This is a genomic window from Maritimibacter sp. HL-12, assembly GCF_900177545.1.
Taxonomy (GTDB): domain Bacteria; phylum Pseudomonadota; class Alphaproteobacteria; order Rhodobacterales; family Rhodobacteraceae; genus Sinisalibacter.
Map to the genome: position 1 here is coordinate 3,586,973 of NZ_FXBQ01000001.1, position 18,334 is coordinate 3,605,306.

At 66.1% G+C, this 18,334-nt stretch carries 21 protein-coding genes and 2 tRNA genes; 12 read left to right on the forward strand and 11 right to left on the reverse strand.

From position 1 onward, the window contains the following. Positions 1-17 precede the first annotated feature (17 nt). Positions 18-1,466, reverse strand: a complete 1,449-nt coding sequence (guaB, locus tag B9Y97_RS17730) for an IMP dehydrogenase (RefSeq protein WP_085527993.1) — start codon at positions 1,464-1,466, stop codon at positions 18-20. A gap of 361 nt (positions 1,467-1,827) precedes the next feature. Between guaB and B9Y97_RS18225 the strand changes: the two genes are divergently transcribed. The 3 genes from B9Y97_RS18225 (at position 1,828) to B9Y97_RS18230 (ending at position 3,430) form a co-directional block, all read left to right on the forward strand. Continuing rightward, positions 1,828-1,971 (forward strand): hypothetical protein, encoded by a 144-nt coding sequence (locus tag B9Y97_RS18225; RefSeq protein ID WP_176224410.1) that lies wholly within the window; start codon positions 1,828-1,830, stop codon positions 1,969-1,971. Between the two features lie 114 nt (positions 1,972-2,085). Next, positions 2,086-3,087 (forward strand): type I glyceraldehyde-3-phosphate dehydrogenase, encoded by a 1,002-nt coding sequence (gap, locus tag B9Y97_RS17740; protein ID WP_085527995.1) that lies wholly within the window; start codon positions 2,086-2,088, stop codon positions 3,085-3,087. Positions 3,088-3,268: 181 nt separating this feature from the next. Next, the gene (locus B9Y97_RS18230) at positions 3,269-3,430 is read left to right on the forward strand and encodes a hypothetical protein (protein ID WP_176224411.1); all 162 of its coding nucleotides are present in this window, start codon (positions 3,269-3,271) and stop codon (positions 3,428-3,430) included. 25 nt (positions 3,431-3,455) lie between these two features. Here B9Y97_RS18230 and coaD read toward each other — a convergent pair whose 3' ends face one another. The 4 genes from coaD to B9Y97_RS17760 all read right to left on the reverse strand — a co-directional run bounded on the left by coaD (position 3,456) and on the right by B9Y97_RS17760 (position 5,943). Further along, the gene (gene coaD, locus B9Y97_RS17745) at positions 3,456-3,950 is read right to left on the reverse strand and encodes a pantetheine-phosphate adenylyltransferase (RefSeq protein ID WP_085527996.1); all 495 of its coding nucleotides are present in this window, start codon (positions 3,948-3,950) and stop codon (positions 3,456-3,458) included. An 89-nt stretch (positions 3,951-4,039) separates the two neighbouring features. Beyond that, positions 4,040-4,474 carry a CBS domain-containing protein gene (locus tag B9Y97_RS17750; RefSeq protein WP_085527997.1) on the reverse strand — a complete coding sequence of 145 codons (435 nt, stop codon included), beginning with the start codon at positions 4,472-4,474 and terminating at the stop codon, positions 4,040-4,042. Between the two features lie 78 nt (positions 4,475-4,552). Continuing rightward, positions 4,553-5,452 carry a LysR family transcriptional regulator gene (locus tag B9Y97_RS17755; protein WP_085527998.1) on the reverse strand — a complete coding sequence of 300 codons (900 nt, stop codon included), beginning with the start codon at positions 5,450-5,452 and terminating at the stop codon, positions 4,553-4,555. Positions 5,453-5,454: 2 nt separating this feature from the next. Further along, positions 5,455-5,943 (reverse strand): cupin domain-containing protein, encoded by a 489-nt coding sequence (locus tag B9Y97_RS17760; RefSeq protein ID WP_085527999.1) that lies wholly within the window; start codon positions 5,941-5,943, stop codon positions 5,455-5,457. Between the two features lie 116 nt (positions 5,944-6,059). On the opposite strand from B9Y97_RS17760, the gene B9Y97_RS17765 reads away from it, so the two are divergent. The 8 genes from B9Y97_RS17765 to B9Y97_RS17800 all read left to right on the forward strand — a co-directional run bounded on the left by B9Y97_RS17765 (position 6,060) and on the right by B9Y97_RS17800 (position 12,990). After that, positions 6,060-7,559 (forward strand): CoA-acylating methylmalonate-semialdehyde dehydrogenase, encoded by a 1,500-nt coding sequence (locus tag B9Y97_RS17765; protein WP_085528000.1) that lies wholly within the window; start codon positions 6,060-6,062, stop codon positions 7,557-7,559. A gap of 163 nt (positions 7,560-7,722) precedes the next feature. Continuing rightward, positions 7,723-8,307: a L,D-transpeptidase gene (locus tag B9Y97_RS17770; protein ID WP_085528001.1), complete on the forward strand. Its 585-nt coding sequence runs from the start codon at positions 7,723-7,725 to the stop codon at positions 8,305-8,307. Positions 8,308-8,401: 94 nt separating this feature from the next. Continuing rightward, the gene (locus B9Y97_RS17775; RefSeq protein WP_085528002.1) at positions 8,402-8,818 is read left to right on the forward strand and encodes a hypothetical protein; all 417 of its coding nucleotides are present in this window, start codon (positions 8,402-8,404) and stop codon (positions 8,816-8,818) included. A 69-nt stretch (positions 8,819-8,887) separates the two neighbouring features. Continuing rightward, positions 8,888-10,021: a carboxylate-amine ligase gene (locus B9Y97_RS17780; protein ID WP_085528003.1), complete on the forward strand. Its 1,134-nt coding sequence runs from the start codon at positions 8,888-8,890 to the stop codon at positions 10,019-10,021. 119 nt (positions 10,022-10,140) lie between these two features. Further along, the gene (locus tag B9Y97_RS17785) at positions 10,141-11,169 is read left to right on the forward strand and encodes an enoyl-CoA hydratase/isomerase family protein (protein ID WP_085528340.1); all 1,029 of its coding nucleotides are present in this window, start codon (positions 10,141-10,143) and stop codon (positions 11,167-11,169) included. 13 nt (positions 11,170-11,182) lie between these two features. Beyond that, complete coding sequence (gene mmsB / locus B9Y97_RS17790) at positions 11,183-12,055, forward strand: 3-hydroxyisobutyrate dehydrogenase (RefSeq protein ID WP_085528004.1); 873 nt, start codon at positions 11,183-11,185, stop codon at positions 12,053-12,055. After that, positions 12,052-12,711, forward strand: a complete 660-nt coding sequence (locus B9Y97_RS17795) for a Crp/Fnr family transcriptional regulator (RefSeq protein WP_085528005.1) — start codon at positions 12,052-12,054, stop codon at positions 12,709-12,711. Before mmsB ends, B9Y97_RS17795 begins: the two co-directional genes overlap by 4 nt. A gap of 75 nt (positions 12,712-12,786) precedes the next feature. Next, entirely contained in the window at positions 12,787-12,990 is a 204-nt protein-coding gene (locus B9Y97_RS17800; RefSeq protein ID WP_085528006.1) for a YgaP family membrane protein, read from the forward strand. 99 nt (positions 12,991-13,089) lie between these two features. Here B9Y97_RS17800 and B9Y97_RS17805 read toward each other — a convergent pair whose 3' ends face one another. From B9Y97_RS17805 to B9Y97_RS17815, 3 genes are all read right to left on the reverse strand, one after another. Then, the gene (locus tag B9Y97_RS17805; RefSeq protein ID WP_085528341.1) at positions 13,090-14,322 is read right to left on the reverse strand and encodes a helix-turn-helix domain-containing protein; all 1,233 of its coding nucleotides are present in this window, start codon (positions 14,320-14,322) and stop codon (positions 13,090-13,092) included. A 131-nt stretch (positions 14,323-14,453) separates the two neighbouring features. After that, the gene (gene hemA, locus B9Y97_RS17810) at positions 14,454-15,683 is read right to left on the reverse strand and encodes a 5-aminolevulinate synthase (protein ID WP_254900956.1); all 1,230 of its coding nucleotides are present in this window, start codon (positions 15,681-15,683) and stop codon (positions 14,454-14,456) included. Positions 15,684-15,834: 151 nt separating this feature from the next. Next, positions 15,835-16,203 (reverse strand): hypothetical protein, encoded by a 369-nt coding sequence (locus tag B9Y97_RS17815; protein WP_085528008.1) that lies wholly within the window; start codon positions 16,201-16,203, stop codon positions 15,835-15,837. A gap of 173 nt (positions 16,204-16,376) precedes the next feature. Here B9Y97_RS17815 and B9Y97_RS17820 point away from each other — a divergent pair, with 173 nt between their 5' ends. Continuing rightward, the gene (locus B9Y97_RS17820) at positions 16,377-17,750 is read left to right on the forward strand and encodes a dipeptidase (protein WP_085528009.1); all 1,374 of its coding nucleotides are present in this window, start codon (positions 16,377-16,379) and stop codon (positions 17,748-17,750) included. 88 nt (positions 17,751-17,838) lie between these two features. On the opposite strand, the gene B9Y97_RS17825 is transcribed toward B9Y97_RS17820, so the two are convergent. The 3 genes from B9Y97_RS17825 to B9Y97_RS17835 all read right to left on the reverse strand — a co-directional run bounded on the left by B9Y97_RS17825 (position 17,839) and on the right by B9Y97_RS17835 (position 18,334). Continuing rightward, on the reverse strand, positions 17,839-18,081 hold the full coding sequence (locus tag B9Y97_RS17825) for an RND transporter (protein ID WP_176224412.1): 243 nt from the start codon (positions 18,079-18,081) through the stop codon (positions 17,839-17,841). 68 nt (positions 18,082-18,149) lie between these two features. Beyond that, a tRNA-Asp gene (locus B9Y97_RS17830) sits at positions 18,150-18,226 on the reverse strand. 31 nt (positions 18,227-18,257) lie between these two features. Next, positions 18,258-18,334: transfer RNA gene (locus tag B9Y97_RS17835), tRNA-Asp, on the reverse strand.

Here is an 18,334-nt window from a genome sequence, read left to right on the forward strand (position 1 = left end):
GCAACCCCATGAAAACCCTAGCCTGCCCGGTAATTTGGGCTCTCGCGGGTGATCTGCACGTCATGGACGTGGCTTTCCTTCAACCCGGCCCCGGTGATCTTCACGAACCGCGCCCCGCCGCGCATTTCCGCGACCGTGGCGTTGCCGGTGTAGCCCATCGCGGCGCGCAGGCCACCGACCATCTGGTGGATCACGTTGGTCACCGACCCCTTGTAGGGCACCTGCCCCTCGATGCCCTCGGGCACAAGCTTGTCGGAGGCGGCATCCTTCTGGAAGTAGCGGTCGGCCGAGCCGCGCGCCATGGCACCGAGCGACCCCATGCCGCGATAGCTCTTGAAACTGCGGCCCTGGTAGAGGATCACTTCGCCCGGGCTCTCGTCGGTGCCCGCGATCATGCTGCCCACCATCGCGGCCGAGGCCCCGGCCGCGATCGCCTTGGCGAAATCTCCCGAGAACTTGATCCCACCGTCGGCAATCACCGGCACATCGCCCGCCGCCTCGGCGCAATCCATGATCGCGGTGAGCTGCGGCACGCCCACGCCCGCCACCATCCGCGTGGTGCAGATCGAGCCCGGCCCGATCCCGACCTTGACCGCGTCGGCACCCGCGTCGATCAGGGCGCGGGTGGCCTCGGCGGTGGCGACGTTGCCGGCGATCACCTGCACCCCGCTGGACAGCGCCTTGACCCGACGCACCGCCTCGATCACGCCTTCGGAATGGCCGTGCGCGGTGTCGATCACGACGATATCCACGCCAGCGTCGATCAGCGCCTCGGACCGCTCGAAGCCTGAATCGCCCACCGAAGTGGCGGCAGCGACGCGCAGACGCCCGAGATCGTCCTTGCAGGCATTGGGGTTGAGCACGGCCTGCTCGGTGTCCTTCAGGGTCAGAAGCCCGGTGAGCTTGCCTGCCCCGTCGGTGACCAGCAGCTTTTCGATCCGGCGCGCCTTCATCAGGTTCTTGGCTTCTTCGAGTTCGGCGGGCTCGGTGAGGATGGCGAGGTTGTCATGCGTCATCATCGCCTTCACCGGGGTGTCGTCGGAGGTGGCGAAGCGCATGTCGCGGTTGGTGAGGATGCCGACAACGTGGCCAAGCTCGTCGACCACCGGGAAACCGGTGAAATTGTAGCGTTCGATCAGCGCCTTGGCATCGGCCAGCGTCTGCTCGGGGGCGAGCGTGATCGGGCTGTAGACAATCCCGCTCTCGAACCGTTTCACCCGGCGCACCTCGCGCGCCTGCGCCTCCACGCCGAGGTTCTTGTGGATCACCCCGAGGCCGCCCGCCTGCGCCATCGCAATCGCCATCCGGGCCTCTGTCACCGTGTCCATCGCGGCGGCGAGCAGCGGGATGTTCATGGCGATCGACCGGGTCACGCGGGTGCGGGTATCGGCCATCGACGGCAGGACCGAACTGGCGGCCGGAACCAAGAGCACATCGTCGAAGGTGAGGGCCTCGCGAATCTCCATGGGGCGTCTCCTTGGATACATCGTTTGGCGCTTCCCTATTTCACGCATGATGCGGTTTGGGAAGGGGGGCGTCACGATTTCTTGTGCACCTTCCCCGGCAGGCCGCGGTTTCTTCCGCTTCTTCCGCTCGGGGCAGCGGGCAAGGTGCCCGCCGCTGCGGCTTCGGCAGGCTCATGCAAACCGCCTTGGCCCGAGATTTTGGCGACCGCCGCACCGCGGAGAACCGGCCGGTGCCGCTGTGCGCCGCCGGGTCGGTGGAGATGCCCTTCTGCCGTGGGCCATGCCCTGCCCCCCGATCAGCGCGTTGATCCGCTGCGGTTTTCTCTTGCCCCGTCATCCGCGATCGGCAAAAACCGATCTCATGACCAACAAGATCGCCCTTGCGCTCGGCCTGCTCGTGATCGCGGTTTTCGCGGCCGACGCGCTCGCCGGTGAGGGCGGGCTGCCGGTCTTGCTGGGCAAGAAGCTGTTCGAGTTCCTTGACTGGATCGCGTTCTGGCGGTGATCCCGCCTGTCTTGCATGCCAGCCATGCCTTGACATGGCCCGCGCCTTCCCGAAGGTTGTCGCCGCAATCTGCTCCGCTTGCGGAGTTCCACACCCAACCCGAGGATTAGAACAATGACGGTCAAGGTAGCCATCAACGGTTTCGGACGCATCGGGCGCAACGTGTTGCGCGCTCTCGAGGAATCCGGACGCAAGGATATCGAGGTGGTGGCGATCAACGACCTCGGCCCGGTCGAGACCAATGCGCATCTGTTGCAGTTCGACAGCGTGCATGGCCGTTTTCCGAAGCAGGTGAAGGTCAACGGCAACACTATCGACGCCGGTTCCGGCCCGATCGAGGTGTCGGCGATCCGCGATCCGAAGGACCTGCCCTGGGCCGATGTCGATATCGTGATGGAGTGCACCGGCATCTTCACCGACCGTGACAAGGCCGCGATCCACCTTGAAAACGGCGCCTCGCGCGTGCTTGTCTCGGCACCGTCGAAAGGCGCCGACAAGACCATCGTTTTCGGCGTCAACCACGAGGTGCTCACCGCTGACGACGTGATCGTGTCGAACGCCTCCTGCACCACCAACTGCCTCTCGCCGGTGGCCAAGGTTCTGCACGATACCGTGGGCATCAAGCGCGGCTTCATGACCACGATCCACTCCTACACCGGCGACCAGCCGACGCTCGACACCATGCACAAGGATCTCTACCGCGCCCGCGCGGCAGCGATGAGCATGATCCCGACGTCGACGGGGGCCGCCAAGGCCGTGGGCCTGGTGCTGCCGGAACTCAACGGGTTGCTCGACGGCGTGGCGATCCGGGTGCCGACCCCGAACGTCTCTTGTGTCGATCTCACCTTCGAGGCCGGCAAGGACACCAGCGTGGAAGAGATCAACGCCGCGATCCGCGCCGCCGCCGATGGCCCGATGAAGGGCGTTCTCGGTTACACCGATCTGCCCAACGTCTCGGTCGACTTCAACCACAACCCCAATTCCTCGACCTTCCACATGGATCAGACCAAGGTGATGGATGGCAACTTCGTGCGCATCCTGACCTGGTATGACAACGAGTGGGGCTTCTCCAACCGGATGCTCGATACCGCTGTCGAAATGGGCAAGTACCTCTGATCCTGGCGGATATCCGCCACCCGAAACCGCGAAGGCCGCCCGAAGGGGCGGCCTTTTTTCTTTGCAGTCAGGGGGTTGCGAGCCATGCGCGGGATGCAATCCCGTTATCGCTAACTGTCAGTTGTGCTGCAGCGCAGCATAGCCACATTGGTATCGAAGACGGACATGAAAGGAGATTACCATGACCGCTTATGAAACCATCCGCGAGATCATCGCCAAGCGCGCGCTCTACCACAAGACCGTGCGCGAGATCGAGGCGCTGCCTGTCGACCTCGCCATCGAGGACATGGGGATCAACCCCTACAAGGCCAAGGAAATCGCCCGGCGCGCAGTTTACGGCTGACGCGCCCGGCCGCCGGGTTTGCGGGTCAGCGCGCAAGCCTGGCTTCGAGATGCGCGCGCACCTCGGGGGTGACGAACTTCGACACGTCGCCGCCGAGCCGCGCGATCTCCTTCACCAGCTTCGACGCGATCGGCTGGAACTTCGCCTCGGCCATCAGGAACACGGTCTCGATCGACGCATCGAGCGCGCGGTTCATGCCGACCATCTGGTATTCATATTCGAAATCGGCCACCGCGCGCAGGCCGCGCAGGATGATCTGCGCGCCGACGTCATGGGCACAATGGATCAGAAGGTTGTCGAACGGGTGCACCACGATCTCGGTGCCGGTTGAGGCCATGATCTTGCCGGCCTCGGCCTCGACCATCGCCACCCGCTCGTCGAGCCCGAACAATGGCCCCTTGCCCTCGTTGATCGCGACCGCGATCACCAGCCGGTCGACCAGCACGCAGCCGCGCTTGATGATGTCGAGATGTCCGAGCGTGATCGGATCGAAAGTGCCTGGATAAAGGCCGATGCGCATGGGGGCTCTCCTCGTCGAATGCCGCGCACGCAACAATATTTCGCGTACAGGTGCAAGGCATTTCTGCGCCGCAGCGTTGCCGCGCAGACTCAGTAGCCCATGATCATCGCCTTGAGGGATTCGTTCTGCGCCGCCAACTCCTGGAGCCGGCCCTTCACCACGTCGCCGATCGACACCATCCCGATCAGCTTGTCGCCGTCCATCACCGGCATGTGCCGGAAACGCCCCTCGGTCATCAACTGAAGCACCCTCAGCGCGCGGTCGCCGGGGACGCAGGAAATGATTTCGCGGGTCATCAGATCGTCGACCGCATCGCCAAGACAGCCACCGCCGCGCTTGCCCAGTTCACGCACGATGTCGCGTTCGGTGATGATGCCGAGCGGGCTCGCCCCGTCTTCCGCGATGATCAGCGCGCCGATCCTGCGCTCCGACAAGATCTGTGCCGCCTCGCTTACAGATGTTCCGGGTGCCACGGTGAGCACCCCCTCGATATCCTTTTCTTTCAGGATCTGGCTGACGAGCATGGCGGGTCCTCCCTGGCGCCCTCGGGGCGATCTTTTGTTTATTGTCAAAGCCTGCGCAGGGCGCGACAACTTGTCAAGTCAGCCAATCGCTTCGAGCCGCGCCACCTCCGCCCGCAGCCCTTGCGCGAGCAGGTCGCCCAGCCGCCGCAGCCGCCCGATCCGTGCGTCGGCGGCGTGCCGCACGAGGTAATAGCTGCGGGTCAGCGCGAAGCTGTCCGGCAACACCTTTTGCAATCCCGGCACGAAAGGGAGCGAAAAATCATGCGCGATTCCGAGCCCCGCCGCTTCGCGCAGGAAGCCAAGCTGCACCGAAACGGCGTTGGACGCGAGCGCGACGCTGTCGGCACCGATCTCGGCAAGATAGTCGAGTTCGGTGTCGAAGATCATGTCGGGAATGTAGCCGATCACGGGATGGGCAACCACATCGGCGAGATCGCGGATCGGCGCCGCCGCCGCGAGATAATCGCGGTGGGCGACGAGGTGGAGGCGGTAGTCGGTGATTTTCTGCACCAAGAGCCGCCCCGCAGCCGGCGGCGAGACGGCAATGGCGAAGTCCGCCTCGCGCCGCGACAGGTTCACCACCCTTGGCAGCGCCACGATCTGAAGCTCGAGGCCCGGATTGCGCGCGCGGATCTCGGCGCAGACGCGCGGCAACAGGTAGTTGGCACAGCCGTCCGGCGCGCCGATGCGCACCTGCCCGCTCAGCCGTCCGGTGTCCTCCCCGCGCAACGCCTCGGCCCCCAGCGCCACCGCCTGTTCAACCGCTTCGGCATGGGCCATCAGCCGTCCGCCCGCCTCGGTGAGCGCATAGCCTGTGGGGGCGCGCAAAAACAGCGCCGCACCCAACGCGGTTTCCAGCCGCGCGATGCGGCGGCCCACCGTGGCCGGGTCGCGCTTGAGCCCCTTGCCTGCGGCCGACAGGCTCTCACCCCGCGCCACCGCGAGAAAGACCTTCAGATCGTCCCAGTCCGGGTCCACGCTCAGGTTTCCTCGCCGTGCCAGTAATCGAGGCTTTCGCCGGCCGGCACGATAAGACGCACGGCCGGGGCATCGCGCCCGACGTAGGAGGCAATGCCGATCTTGCCGCTGTCGGGGTATTCGACGATCTCCGGCTCCAGCTTGGTGGAAAAGGTCAGGTAGCGCAGTTCGGCATCGGACGTGTTCTCGATCTGGTGGGCGGTGGACCCGTCGCCGGGCGGCGCTGCGATCAGGTCTCCGGCGCGCACCGGCGCGCTTTCGTCGCCGCAATGGTAGGTGCCCTCGCCCGACAGGATCAGCATCATCTCTTCGTTGACGTGATGGGCATGACGCGGCCAGGCGCGCTTGCCGGGTGCCACCACGGCAAGGCTGACGCCGAGTTTCTTCGCCCCGATCTGCACCCCGAGCATGGCGACATCCGCCGCGAACCTGCCGCCGGGGCTTTGGGTTGGGCGGGTTTGTGCATCATCAATATTGAGTATCTGTTTCATCGCGCGCCTCCGGGCTTCATCTTGCGAAATTGCAAAACCATTTTGAAAGCTTGCCGCTTTCATCGGCAATTTTGCAAGCCTAGAGTGCCGCCAACCGCAACCGGGAGGAATACCCCATGTATGAAGTCGACCACTGGATCAACGGCGCGCGCGTGAAGGGCACGTCGGGCCGTTTTGCCGACGTTTTCAACCCCGCCACCGGCGAGGTGCAGGGCAAGGTGCCGCTGGCCACGCCGGACGAACTGGACGATGCCGTCGCCAAGGCCGCCGTGGCGCAGGAGAGCTGGGCCAAGGTCAACCCGCAGCGCCGCGCCCGGGTGATGATGAAGTTCGCCGACCTCATCAACCGCGACATCGACAAGCTTGCCGAGACTCTCAGCCGCGAGCATGGCAAGACCATTCCCGACGCCAAGGGCGACATCCAGCGCGGGCTTGAGGTGGTCGAGGTCTGCATGGGCGCGCCGCACATGCTCAAGGGCGAGTTCATGGATTCGGGCGGGCCGGGGATTGATCTCTACTCGATGCGCCAGCCGCTCGGCGTGGTCGCCGGGATCACCCCGTTCAACTTTCCGGCGATGATCCCGCTGTGGAAGCTCGCCCCGGCGATCAGCGCGGGCAACGCGATGGTGCTGAAACCCTCCGAGCGCACGCCCTCCACATCCGTGATGCTGGCGGAGCTTCTGCAGGAGGCGGGGCTGCCCGACGGCGTGTTACAGGTCGTGCACGGCGACAAGGAGGCGGTTGACGCGATCCTCGACAACGAAACGGTGCAGGCGGTGGGCTTCGTCGGCTCGACCCCGATCGCGCAATACATCTACGGCCGCGCGGCGGCGAACGGCAAGCGCGCGCAATGCTTCGGCGGTGCCAAGAACCACATGATCATCATGCCCGACGCCGACATGGAAAAGGCCGCCGACGCGCTGGTGGGCGCAGGATACGGCGCGGCCGGCGAGCGCTGCATGGCGATCTCGGTGGCGGTGCCGGTGGGCGAGGAAACCGCCGACAGGCTCGTTGAGCTGTTGGTGCCCCGGATCGAAAAGTTGAAGGTCGGCCCCTATACGGCGGGCGACGATCTCGACTATGGGCCGCTGATCACCGGGCAGGCGATGGAACGGGTGAAGCGGCTGATCGCCTCGGGCGTCGAGCAGGGCGCGACCCTTGTAACCGACGGGCGCGACTTCACGCTGCAGGGCTACGAGAACGGCTTTTTCGTCGGCCCCACCCTGTTCGACCACGTCACGCCCGCGATGGACATCTACCGCGAGGAGATTTTCGGCCCGGTGCTGAGCCAGGTGCGGGCGGCGAGCTACGAGGACGCGCTCGGGCTGGTGATGAACAACCAATACGGCAACGGCACCGCGATCTTCACCGGCGATGGCGACACCGCGCGCGATTTTGCCAGCCGGGTGAACGTCGGCATGGTCGGGATCAACTTCCCGATCCCGGTGCCGCTCAGCTATTTCACCTTCGGCGGCTGGAAAAAATCGGCGTTCGGCGATCTCAACCAGTATGGCCCCGACGCCTTCCGGTTCTATACCCGCACCAAGACGGTGACGGCGCGCTGGTTCTCCCACGTCAAGGAAGGCGGCGAGTTCCACTTCAAGGCGATGGACTGAAACGCCTGAAAACAAACTTGAGGCGGCCCCCCGGGGGCCGCCTTTTTGCATCCCGCCTCACCGCACTTCACATTCGGGCGAGGGAATGTCTCGCGCCATGGTCCGGGCCGGGCCTTGGCGGTATAGGGTCGGTCAGCAAGAGCAGACAATCGGGAACAGAAAAATGCCCCACAGCCAGATCACCCGCCGCAGCCTGATCGCCGCCGCCGCCGCCCTGCCGCTGGCCGCGCCCACGGTGCTGCGCGCCCAGCCCCCCGCGCCCGAGGTGGAAGCCGACGACTTTGCGCGCCACAACATCTCGTCGTTCAAGGCCGAGCATTGGCAGGATCATTTCGACAGCCTCGGCAAGGGCGCGATCGTGGCCGACACCGTGAGCCGGGCCCTGCACTTCTGGTCGGGCGACGGTGAAACCTACAAGCTCTATCCCACCTCTGTGCCGCGCTCCGAAGACCTCACCAAGCGCGGTTACACCGAGATCCTGCGCAAGAAGGTCGGGCCGTCGTGGACGCCCACCGCGTCGATGCATGAACGCTTCCCCGATCTGCCCAAGGTCATGGGTCCCGGCCCCGACAACCCGCTCGGCAGCCACGCGCTCTATCTCTCCTGGCCCGCCTACCTGATCCACGGCACCCACGACACCCGCAAGATCGGGCGGCGCTCGTCGGACGGCTGTATCGGGCTCTACAACGAGAAGATCGCGGAGTTGTTCGATCTCGCCCCGGTCGGCACCCAGGTGCGCCTGATCTGACGCGCCCGGATCACGGGGTAGACCTCTGCGCCGAAGCGGCTATGGTCGGGCCAGTAAGAAATCTGGTTCGCAACGGCTGCCTAGGGAGGGTCAGGTGTCGGTTCAGGTCAATATCTTGCCCGAGATCGGTCTGGTCTATATCCGCTACCCAAGCCGGCTTGCGATCGACGAAAGCGCCCAGGCTTTCAGCGATTACCTCGCCCACCCCGATTTCCGCCCCGGCCAGAAACATCTGGTCGATATCAGCGATGTCGTCGAATGGGATGAAGACTTCGCCAAGCTCCTGGCGTTGCAGGCACGCAAGGCCGATGCCTTTCACCTGCCACCGCACACCACGCTGATCGCCATGATCGCGCCGACCGAAGACACCCAGAGGCTTGCCAACTGGATCAGCCGGTCATGGGACGGGATCGATACCGTGGCCTACCTCGTGGCCCATTCCGAGGCCGAGGCGCTCGAACTTCTGGGTATTCCCGCCAAGAGCGTGGATCAATTGCTCGCCTCGCCCTGACCCGTTTCCACGCTTGCCTCGCGCGCGGTTTTTCCGCAGGCTCGTGATGATCAGCCGCGGGAGGGGACCATGGCCAGCGAGACCCCCGATTTCACCATCGGAATCGAGGAGGAATACCTTCTCGTCGACCGCGAAACCCTCGCCCTCGCGGTGGCCCCGACCGGGCTGATGGAAGCCTGCAAGTCCGAGCTCGAAGATCAGGTTTCGCCCGAGTTCCTGCAATGCCAGATCGAGATCGGCACCCACGTCTGCGCCTCGGTGGGCGCGGCGCGCGACGATCTGCGCAAGCTGCGCGCCTCGGTCGCCCGGCAGGCCGATGCCTTCGGCCTCGCCCCGATCGCCGCGTCTTGCCACCCGTTCTCGGCCTGGCGCGATCAGCACCATACCAACAAGGAGCGCTACAACGATCTGCGGCGCGATCTCGGCGGCGTCGCCCGGCGGCTGCTGATCTCGGGAATGCACGTCCACATCGGCCTGCCCGACCCCGAAGACCGCATCGACGTGATGAACCAGCTCACCTATTTTCTGCCGCACCTGCTGGCGATGTCGGCCTCTTCGCCGTTCTGGCAAGGCGAGGACAGCGGGCTTGCCTCCTACCGGCTCACCATCTTCGACAACCTGCCGCGCACCGGGTTGCCGCCAAAGTTCTGGAGCTGGTCGGAATACCAGCGTTCGGTCGATGCCATCGTCGATATCGGGCTGATCGAGGATGCCTCGAAGATCTGGTGGGATCTGCGCCCCTCGGCGCGTTTTCCCACCATCGAGGCGCGGATCTGCGATGTCTCGCCGCGGATGGAAGACACGCTCACCCTCGCCGCCCTCGTGCAATCGCTCACCCGTTTCCTGTGGCGGCTCAAGGGCCAGAACCGGCGCTGGCGGGTCTATGACAACTTCCTCCTCGCCGAAAACCGCTGGCACGCGATGCGCTACGGCATGTCGAACGGCTTGATCGACCTCGGCCAGCGCCGCCTCGTCCCTTTCGAGGTGCTGGTGGAAGAAATGATCGGGCTGGTGGCGGAAGATGCCGAGGCACTGGGGTGCCTTGCGGAGGTCGAGCGCGCCCGCAAGATCGTCGCCGGCGGCAATTCCGCCGACCGCCAGCGGCAGGTGTTTCGCGATTCGATCGAGGCGGAAGCGCCGATCGACGAGGCATTGCGCGACGTGGTGCGCCACCTGATCGGGGAGTTCCACGCCGACCTGTAAACAACCGCCGGGCCCGGCGCGCACGCGCACGCGATCGCGTGGGCACCGTGCCGCCCGCGCTGGACCCGGCGGCGTTTCCGGGGCAGAAACGGGGTCAACCGACCCAACGGACCCGGCCCATGCCCGATATCCGCATCTACCGCGAAGGCCCTGCGGGGCGCATCACCCTCACGCGCCCGCAGGCGCTCAACGCGCTGACCTGGGCGATGTGCCGCGAGATCGCCGCCGCCCTCGCCCGCTGGCGCGACGATCCCGAGCTGCGCCTCGTGCTGATCGACGCCGAGGGCGACAAGGCGTTCTGCGCCGGCGGCGATATCCAGGAGATGTATGACACCGGCACGCGGGGCGATTTCGACTATGGCCGCCGGTTCTGGGCCGACGAATACCGCATGAATGCAATGATCGCGGAGTATCCCAAACCGGTGGTGGCCTTGATGCAGGGCTACACCATGGGCGGCGGCGTGGGCCTTGGGTGCCACGCCGCGCACCGTGTCGTTTGCGAAACCAGCCAGATCGCCATGCCCGAGGTCGCGATCGGGCTGGTGCCCGACGTGGGCGGCACCCACCTTCTCGCCCGGGCCCCCGGCCGGCTCGGCGAATACCTCGGTGCCACCGCGGCGCGGATGGGGCCGGGCGACGCGATCCATGCGGGCTTTACCGATCTCTACATCCGGCGCGAATACTGGCTCGATCTCACCACCCGGCTCGAGGCGACGGGAGACCTGGCGATTCTCGACACGATGGCCGAGCCGCCGCCGCCCGGTCCGCTCGCGCATCACCAGGGCGAAATCGACCGGATGTTCGCGGGCACGCCCGCCGAAATCATCGCCGCGCTGGACGCCGAGGGCAGCGACTTCGCCCGCGACACGCGCGCCGCGCTGTGCCGCGCCTCGCCGCTGGCGGTGGCCTGCGGGCTGGCCAATATCCGCGACCAACGCGGCGAGAACACGATCCGCAGCGCCCTCGCCCGCGAATACCGCTTCACCTGGCGCGCCGCCGAGCGGGGCGACTTTCTCGAAGGCATCCGCGCCCTGATCATCGACAAGGACAAGGCCCCGCGCTGGCAGCATGCCGGGCTTGCCGAGGTGAGCGAGCACGACGTCGCGGCGATGCTGGCCGGGTTGGGCGAGAACGAGTTGAAGCTCTGAGGGAGGAGACGACATGAAGATCGGGTTTATCGGGCTGGGCAACATGGGCGCGCCGATGGCGGCCAACCTTGCAGCGGCGGGCCACGCCGTCACCGGGTTCGACCCCGCGGCCCCCTGCCCCGAGGGCGTCACCGAGGCAGCCAGCGTTTCCGAGGCCGCGCGCGATGCCGAGGTGGTGCTCACGATGCTGCCCAACGGCGAGATCCTGCGCGCAGTCGTCGCCGAGGCGATCCCGGCGATGTCTCCCGGCGCGGTGCTCTGCGATTGCTCGACGGTGGACGTGGAGAGCGCCCGCACCGTGGCCGGGGACGCGCAAGCCGTCGGGCTGCTGGCGCTCGATGCGCCGGTTTCGGGCGGCGTCGGCGGCGCGTTGGCGGGCACGCTCACCTTCATGGTCGGAGGACCCGAGGCCGGCTTCGCGACGGTCGCGCCGCTGTTCGAGGTGATGGGGCAGAAAGCGGTGCATTGCGGCGGTGCGGGCGCCGGGCAATCGGCCAAGATCTGCAACAACATGATCCTCGGTGCGACGATGATCGTCACCTGCGAGGCCTTCGCGCTGGCCGACAAGCTCGGCCTCGACCGGCAGAAGATGTTCGACGTGGTCAGCACCTCCTCGGGTCAAAGCTGGTCGATGACCTCCTATTGCCCGGCACCGGGGGTGGGGCCGCAAAGCCCAGCCGACAACGGCTATGCCCCCGGTTTCGCCGCCGAACTGATGCTGAAGGATCTGCGCCTCGCGCAGGACGCCGCCGCGATGGTCGATGCCGATACCCCGCTCGGCCGCGCTGCTGCCGAACTCTATGCAACCTTCGTCGAGGCCGAAGACGGGCGCGGGCGGGATTTCTCCGCCATGCTGCCACGTTTCGAGGGGCGCGGACGGACGTGAACTGGACCGGCGAAGCCCGCGAACTGGCGGCATTGGAGACCGGCGCGCGCGCCGCTCTCGACCGGCTCGCGCCGATGGCGGTGCCGGAAGGGGCGGTCCTGTTCGCGCCGGGCGAAACCGTGAAGGGCTATGTCATCGTGCTGTCGGGCCATGTCGGCGTGCACCTGATCGGCCCGAACGGGCGCGACCTTCTGCTCTACGAGGTGGCGCCGGGACAAAGCTGCATCCAGTCCACCCTCGGGCTGCTCGGCGGCGACGATTACTCCGCCGAGGCAACGGCCACGACACCCACCCGCCTCGTGCTGGTGCCGCGCCCGGTGTTTCTGGAATTGCTCGATCGCTCGCCCGCCTTTCGCAAGGTGGTGTTCGCCGCCTTCGCGGAACGGATGCAGGCAATGATGCAACTCATTGAAACCATGAGCTTCATGCGCGTCGAGGCGCGGCTGGCCGCGCTTATCCTCGACCGCGCTGACGAGGACGGCAGCCTTGCCATGACGCAAGCCGAGATCGCCCGCGCCATCGGCACGGCGCGCGAGGTGGTGTCGCGTCGGCTCGACCGGCTCGCCCGCGCGGGCGCGATCCGGGCCGAACGCGGGCGCATCCGCATCCGCGACCGGGCCGTGCTGGAGGCGCTGGTGGCCGATCCGGCCGTGTGACTCCGTCACATGCCTTGGCAGCAGCGCCATGCTAGATTGCGCCATTGCTACAGGATCTCGGGAAAGGAGAGCCCCATGTTCAAGACCAACGAAGGCACCATCGACCGCGCACTGCGCGTCATCCTCGGCGCGGCACTTATCCTTGGCTACTTCCTCAACCAGGACGGGGCCTATTCCTGGCTCTACCTGCTCGGGGTGATCCCGCTCGTCACCGGTCTTGTCGGCTGGTGCGGGCTTTATGCCGTGTTCGGCATCAACACCTGCAAGACAAAAAGCTGAAGATCACACCGGGTCGCGCCCGCGCGCGGCCCGGTCTCGCCTTTGCCGGATCGGTCTCGCCTTCGCCAGATCGGTGCCGAGGCGCATCCCATCGAGGGATCAGTCGTTTCCGATCTCGGCCACCGCCACGAAGTTCGCAAGATCGGCGTCGGTTCCGGGGTTGGCCGCCGCGAAACGCTCGCTCAGCGACTCCGGGGCCAGCGCGATGTTCGACACCACGGCCGCCCCCTCGCCTGCCGGGCCATAAGCCGTTCCGTTGACCGCGAAATAGACGCTGCCGGCGTTGCCGGTGCGCAGCACGGGCGGTTGCTCGGTTTTCGGCAGCACGTATTGCTCGCCGGCGTCGAGGATCTTTTCCAGGATGATCGAGCCATCGGCGGCCTGCACCCGCACCCAGGACGGGCGCACCGCGAAAATCGCGACATCCGGCGCGTCTTGCCCGAAGACCCGCACCGCGCCACTGTCGCCGCTTTCGCTGCTGCCAGAGGCCTCGGCAACCGCGGTTTCGATCGCATCGCCGGCCGCAATCCCGGAACTGCCCGGTGCCGCCCGCGAAGGCAACGCCCGCTCCGCCTCGGCCAACACCCCGACCTCGGAGGGATCGAGCGTCGAGATCGGACCGTCGCGCGCGATCATGACCGGAACGTCCAGCGCCTCGGGCCGGTAGAGCCGATCCAGCGCCTCGGACGTGGGCGAGGAGTTCAGACTTTCGGGCCCGCCGCTTGCCAGCGCGCCGTCCGCGCCCTCGCCAAGCCCGGGCAATTCTTCCATCACCCCCACGGCCTGTTCGACCGGCGCGAAATCCACCTTCTGGATTTCCTTCAGAAGCGACCAGCCGCCATATCCCAGAACCCCGACCAGCGCGATCAACACCGCGACCGAGCCCACCGCACCGGGCTCGATCCCTTCAAAGACCGAGCTTTGGCGCGGCACGAAGCTCGCGTTCGGGTTGGCAAGCGGGTCGCCGCCGGCTGCGGCGGGTTTTTCGGCCCGTGCCTTCGCCTGCGGTGCCAGCCCGTGCATCGGGGTGAACCCCGATTCGCGGCAGAAGGCGGCAAAGGCGCGATCTGGGTCCATGCCGAGATAGCGGGCATAGGACCGGACATACCCGGCGATGAAGCTGGGCGATTCGAACGCCAGCATATCGGCGTTTTCAATCGCGGAGATGTAGGTGGCCTTGATTTTCAGCTCGCGCTGAACATCGAGAAGGGACTTGCCGAGCGTCGCGCGTTCCCCGCGCATGACGTCGCCCAACCTGAGATCGTATGAATCGAATCCGCCCCGCGTCTCATCCTGCTCGGTGATCTTTGGTGACGTCCACCGTCGGATCATGAACACCGTCCCTCATGCTGTCAGGCGCACCGCCCGATGAAACCTTTGACAGGCCGATGATTCTTTTGACCATCAGTCTCTTGGGCCTCACCTTTACCACACCGCAAGGGATTGTGCACAGGCGGAAAACCTCAGGCGCTGAGTTCGGCGCGATTCAGCGCACACTGTGCCCAGAGCGAATCCAGGGCCCGAACCAGCTTCTCGGTCTCGTCGGGCCCATGCACCGGCGAGGGGGTGAAGCGCAGCCGCTCGGTGCCGCGCGGCACGGTCGGATAGTTGATCGGCTGGACGTAAATCCCGAACTGGTCGAGCAGCATGTCCGAGAGCGCCTTGGTATGGACAGGGTCGCCCACGATCACCGGCACGATATGGCTGCCGTGGTCGATGATCGGCAGGCCCAGCCCCTTGAGCCGGGTTTTCAGAACCTTCGCCTGCTGCTGGTGCTTGTCGCGCAGCTTCTGGCCCTCGGCCGTCTTGAGGAAGGCCACCGAGGCCGCCGCCGCCGCCGCAATCGCGGGTGCAAGCGAGGTCGTGAAGATGAAACCCGGCGCGTAAGACCTTATCGCGTCGACCATTTTGGCGCTTGCGGCGATATAGCCGCCCATCACGCCATAGGCCTTGGCCAGCGTGCCGTTGATGATGTCGATCCGGCCCATCAGCCCGTCACGCTCGGCCACGCCGGCCCCACGGGGGCCATACATGCCAACCGCGTGCACCTCGTCGATATAGGTCAGCGCGCCGAACTCGTCGGCAAGATCGCAGATCGCCTCGATCGGGCCGAAATCGCCGTCCATCGAGTAGACCGATTCGAAGGCGATCAGCTTCGGCACGTCGGGGTCGTCGGCGGCCAGCAGCGCGCGCAGGTGCTCGACATCGTTGTGGCGGAAGATGCGCTTGGCACCGCCGTTGCGGCGCACACCCTCGATCATCGAGGCGTGGTTGAGCGCGTCGGAATAGATGATCAGGCCGGGAAACAGCTTGGGCAGCGTCGAGAGCGTGGCATCGTTGGCGATATAGGCCGAGGTAAACAGCAGCGCTGCTTCCTTGCGGTGTAGATCGGCCAGTTCGGCTTCGAGCCGCTTGTGATAGACCGTGGTGCCGGAGATATTGCGCGTACCGCCCGACCCTGCTCCGGTCGCGTCGATCGCCTCGTGCATCGCCGCGAGCACTTGGGGATGCTGGCCCATGCCGAGATAATCGTTGCCGCACCAGATCGTCACCGGCTGCTGGCTGCCATCGGGTTTTTGCCACATCGCATGCGGAAACCGGCCACGCTCGCGTTCAATGTCGATGAACACCCGGTAGCGGCCTTCCTCATGCAGACGTCCCAGGGCCTCGTCCAGCTTGGCATCGTAGTTCACAGGCGGTCCTCCAGAATCCGGCAGATTTCGAAGCAGTCTAAATACAACTTCTTCGCAATCGAAGTGTTTTTTGCTCATACATTTTGCCGCAGGCTTACGAATTGACCTGAATCAAGACGCCGGCGGTTTCCTGTTGGCGCTGCGCCGAACCTCAGTTGTCCTCCGGGACCAGCAGGCCGATCACCGTGCACGGGGCACCGTTCTGCTGCTGGCAGACATCGAGCACCGCCTCGCGGGCGGCATCGGGCGAGGCGTGATTGGCGACCGAGGCGAGCTTTTCGGGGGCCAGCGCAACGCCGCGCGGCACTGCGAGCGCGCCGAACGCGCCGAATCCGGCCTGCTCGAACGCGACCAGTTGCGCCGGCATGCCCTCTTGCAGCGCGGCAACCATCTCGGTGGCCGTTTCATCGAGCCCCTCGGGCGCGACCGGCTCGAAGGCAAGCCCGCCTTCGGCGTGGATCGGGGCCGCAACTCCGGCGGCGGCCAGCGCAACAACAAGGGCGACACTGTATCGTTTCATCTGATTTCCTCCGTATGTCGCGGGCAACATAAGGTCGAGGCGCGCCCGCCGCCACCCTCTCTGGACAGTGGCCATGGGCATGATACGTTTTCCGCCGATCCGCTTGCCGTGCGCCGCATTCGTGCAGACCGAACCGGCACCCAACCATCCGCGACCCCCGACAGGAGACAGAAATGACCCTCGCCCCCGTTCTTGCCCGCCTCGACGCAGGCCTCGACGACGCCCTCGACCGGCTGATGGCGCTCCTGCGCATCCCGTCGATCTCGACCGACCCGGTTTTCAAGGCCGAATGCGATGCCGCCGCCGACTGGCTGGTGGCCGATCTGCAGGGCATCGGCTTCGAGGCGTCAAAGCGGCCAACCCCCGGACATCCGATGGTGGTGGCCCACGGCGGCGAGGGCGCGCCGCACCTGTTGTTCTACGGCCATTACGACGTGCAGCCGGTCGACCCGCTGGAACTCTGGGACAACGATCCCTTCGCGCCGGCGATCGAGGATACCCCCAAGGGCAAGGTGATCCGCGGCCGCGGCACGTCAGACGACAAGGGTCAGCTCATGACCTTCATCGAGGCGATGCGGGCCTGGGTGGCGGAGCACGGTGCCCTGCCCTGCCGGATCACCATCTTCCTCGAAGGCGAGGAAGAATCGGGCTCGCCCTCGCTGGTGCCCTTCATGAAGGAGAATGCCGAGGAGCTGAAAGCCGATCTCGCGATGATCTGCGACACCACGCTGTTCGACGCCAAGGTGCCCGCGATCACCACCCAGTTGCGCGGGTTGATGGCCGAGGAGGTGATTCTCACCGGCCCCACGCGCGATCTGCACTCGGGCATGTACGGCGGCCTCGCGCGCAATCCGATCCACGTGCTGGCGAAAATCGTCGCCGATCTGCATGACGACACCGGGCGGATCACCCTCGACGGCTTCTATGACGGCGTGCCGGAGCTGCCCGACGAGATCCGCGCGCAATGGCAGGGGCTGGCCTTCGATCACACGAGGTTCCTAGGCGACGTGGGGCTGTCGCAGCCGGCCGGCGAGGCCGACCGCACGCCGCTGGAGAAACTCTGGTCGCGCCCGACGGCGGAGGTGAACGGGATCTGGGGTGGCTATACCGGGGCCGGGTTCAAGACCGTGCTGCCCTCGAAAGCCACGGCCAAGATCAGCTTCCGCCTCGTCGGCGACCAGGATCCGGAGGCGATCCACAAAGCCTTCGTGCGCCATGTCGAAGACCGGCTGCCCGAGGACGTGACGGCGGAGTTCCCGAATGGCCACGGCGCGCCCGCCTCTCGAATGCCGACGGATGATCCCGCCTTCGAGGCGGCACGACAGGCGCTCAGCGAGGAATGGGGCATGGAGGCGGCCTTCGTCGGCTCCGGCGGGTCGATCCCGATCGCCGGGCACTTCCAGCAGGTGCTCGGGATGAACGCGATGCTGATCGGCTTCGGCCGCGACGACGACCAGATCCATTCACCGAACGAGAAATACAACCTCGAAAGCTTTCACAAGGGCATGCGCAGCTGGGCGCGCATCCTGGCCGCGCTCGCGAAGTGAGGTTTCGCCCGGGCTGCGCCCGGACGACCCGGGCGGGGGGCGCTGCCCCCCGGACCCCCCGGAGTATTTTCCCAAGGAAAAGAGCAGATCAGGCTTCGGGCCGTGCCACCGCCATGCGGGCCAGCTTGGCGGCCAGCAGGACCCAGGTCCAGCCGTGGAAGACCAGATCGAAGATGTCGATCGCCTCGGTCAGCGTGCCCGCCGCCAGCATCTTCAGCTTTTCCCAGATATGCGGCTCGGGCGTGAACGGCGCGAGGCCGAGCGTGGCGGCAAACAGCACCGCGTAGAGCAGCGGCAGATCGTCGAGGAATTTCAGCAGGCGCGCGCGCATGGTCTCACCCTGGTTTATTGCCCGCCCCACATAAGGGCGGCCGGACCGGATGACCAGAGCGAGAAACGTGGCGCGGTTGACGGGACTCGAACCCGCGACCCCCGGCGTGACAGGCCGGTACTCTAACCAACTGAGCTACAACCGCGCAGAGACGCATTTTGCGGGAATGGCAGCGGTGGCGCGGTTGACGGGACTCGAACCCGCGACCCCCGGCGTGACAGGCCGGTACTCTAACCAACTGAGCTACAACCGC

Excerpts from the sequence above, each read along its gene's own strand:
- B9Y97_RS17770 (WP_085528001.1), top strand. The coding sequence starts at position 7,723 with ATGCCCCACAGCCAGATCACCCGCCGCAGCCTGATCGCCGCCGCCGCC.
- B9Y97_RS17780 (WP_085528003.1), top strand. The coding sequence starts at position 8,888 with ATGGCCAGCGAGACCCCCGATTTCACCATCGGAATCGAGGAGGAATAC.
- guaB (WP_085527993.1), bottom strand. The coding sequence starts at position 1,466 with ATGGAGATTCGCGAGGCCCTCACCTTCGACGATGTGCTCTTGGTTCCG.
- B9Y97_RS18230 (WP_176224411.1), top strand. The coding sequence starts at position 3,269 with ATGACCGCTTATGAAACCATCCGCGAGATCATCGCCAAGCGCGCGCTC.
- B9Y97_RS17825 (WP_176224412.1), bottom strand. The coding sequence starts at position 18,081 with ATGCGCGCGCGCCTGCTGAAATTCCTCGACGATCTGCCGCTGCTCTAC.
- B9Y97_RS17820 (WP_085528009.1), top strand. The coding sequence starts at position 16,377 with ATGACCCTCGCCCCCGTTCTTGCCCGCCTCGACGCAGGCCTCGACGAC.
- gap (WP_085527995.1), top strand. The coding sequence starts at position 2,086 with ATGACGGTCAAGGTAGCCATCAACGGTTTCGGACGCATCGGGCGCAAC.
- B9Y97_RS17815 (WP_085528008.1), bottom strand. The coding sequence starts at position 16,203 with ATGAAACGATACAGTGTCGCCCTTGTTGTTGCGCTGGCCGCCGCCGGA.
- B9Y97_RS17805 (WP_085528341.1), bottom strand. The coding sequence starts at position 14,322 with ATGATCCGACGGTGGACGTCACCAAAGATCACCGAGCAGGATGAGACG.
- B9Y97_RS17785 (WP_085528340.1), top strand. The coding sequence starts at position 10,141 with ATGCCCGATATCCGCATCTACCGCGAAGGCCCTGCGGGGCGCATCACC.
- B9Y97_RS18225 (WP_176224410.1), top strand. The coding sequence starts at position 1,828 with ATGACCAACAAGATCGCCCTTGCGCTCGGCCTGCTCGTGATCGCGGTT.
- B9Y97_RS17800 (WP_085528006.1), top strand. The coding sequence starts at position 12,787 with ATGTTCAAGACCAACGAAGGCACCATCGACCGCGCACTGCGCGTCATC.
- B9Y97_RS17760 (WP_085527999.1), bottom strand. The coding sequence starts at position 5,943 with ATGAAACAGATACTCAATATTGATGATGCACAAACCCGCCCAACCCAA.
- B9Y97_RS17750 (WP_085527997.1), bottom strand. The coding sequence starts at position 4,474 with ATGCTCGTCAGCCAGATCCTGAAAGAAAAGGATATCGAGGGGGTGCTC.
- mmsB (WP_085528004.1), top strand. The coding sequence starts at position 11,183 with ATGAAGATCGGGTTTATCGGGCTGGGCAACATGGGCGCGCCGATGGCG.
- B9Y97_RS17765 (WP_085528000.1), top strand. The coding sequence starts at position 6,060 with ATGTATGAAGTCGACCACTGGATCAACGGCGCGCGCGTGAAGGGCACG.
- coaD (WP_085527996.1), bottom strand. The coding sequence starts at position 3,950 with ATGCGCATCGGCCTTTATCCAGGCACTTTCGATCCGATCACGCTCGGA.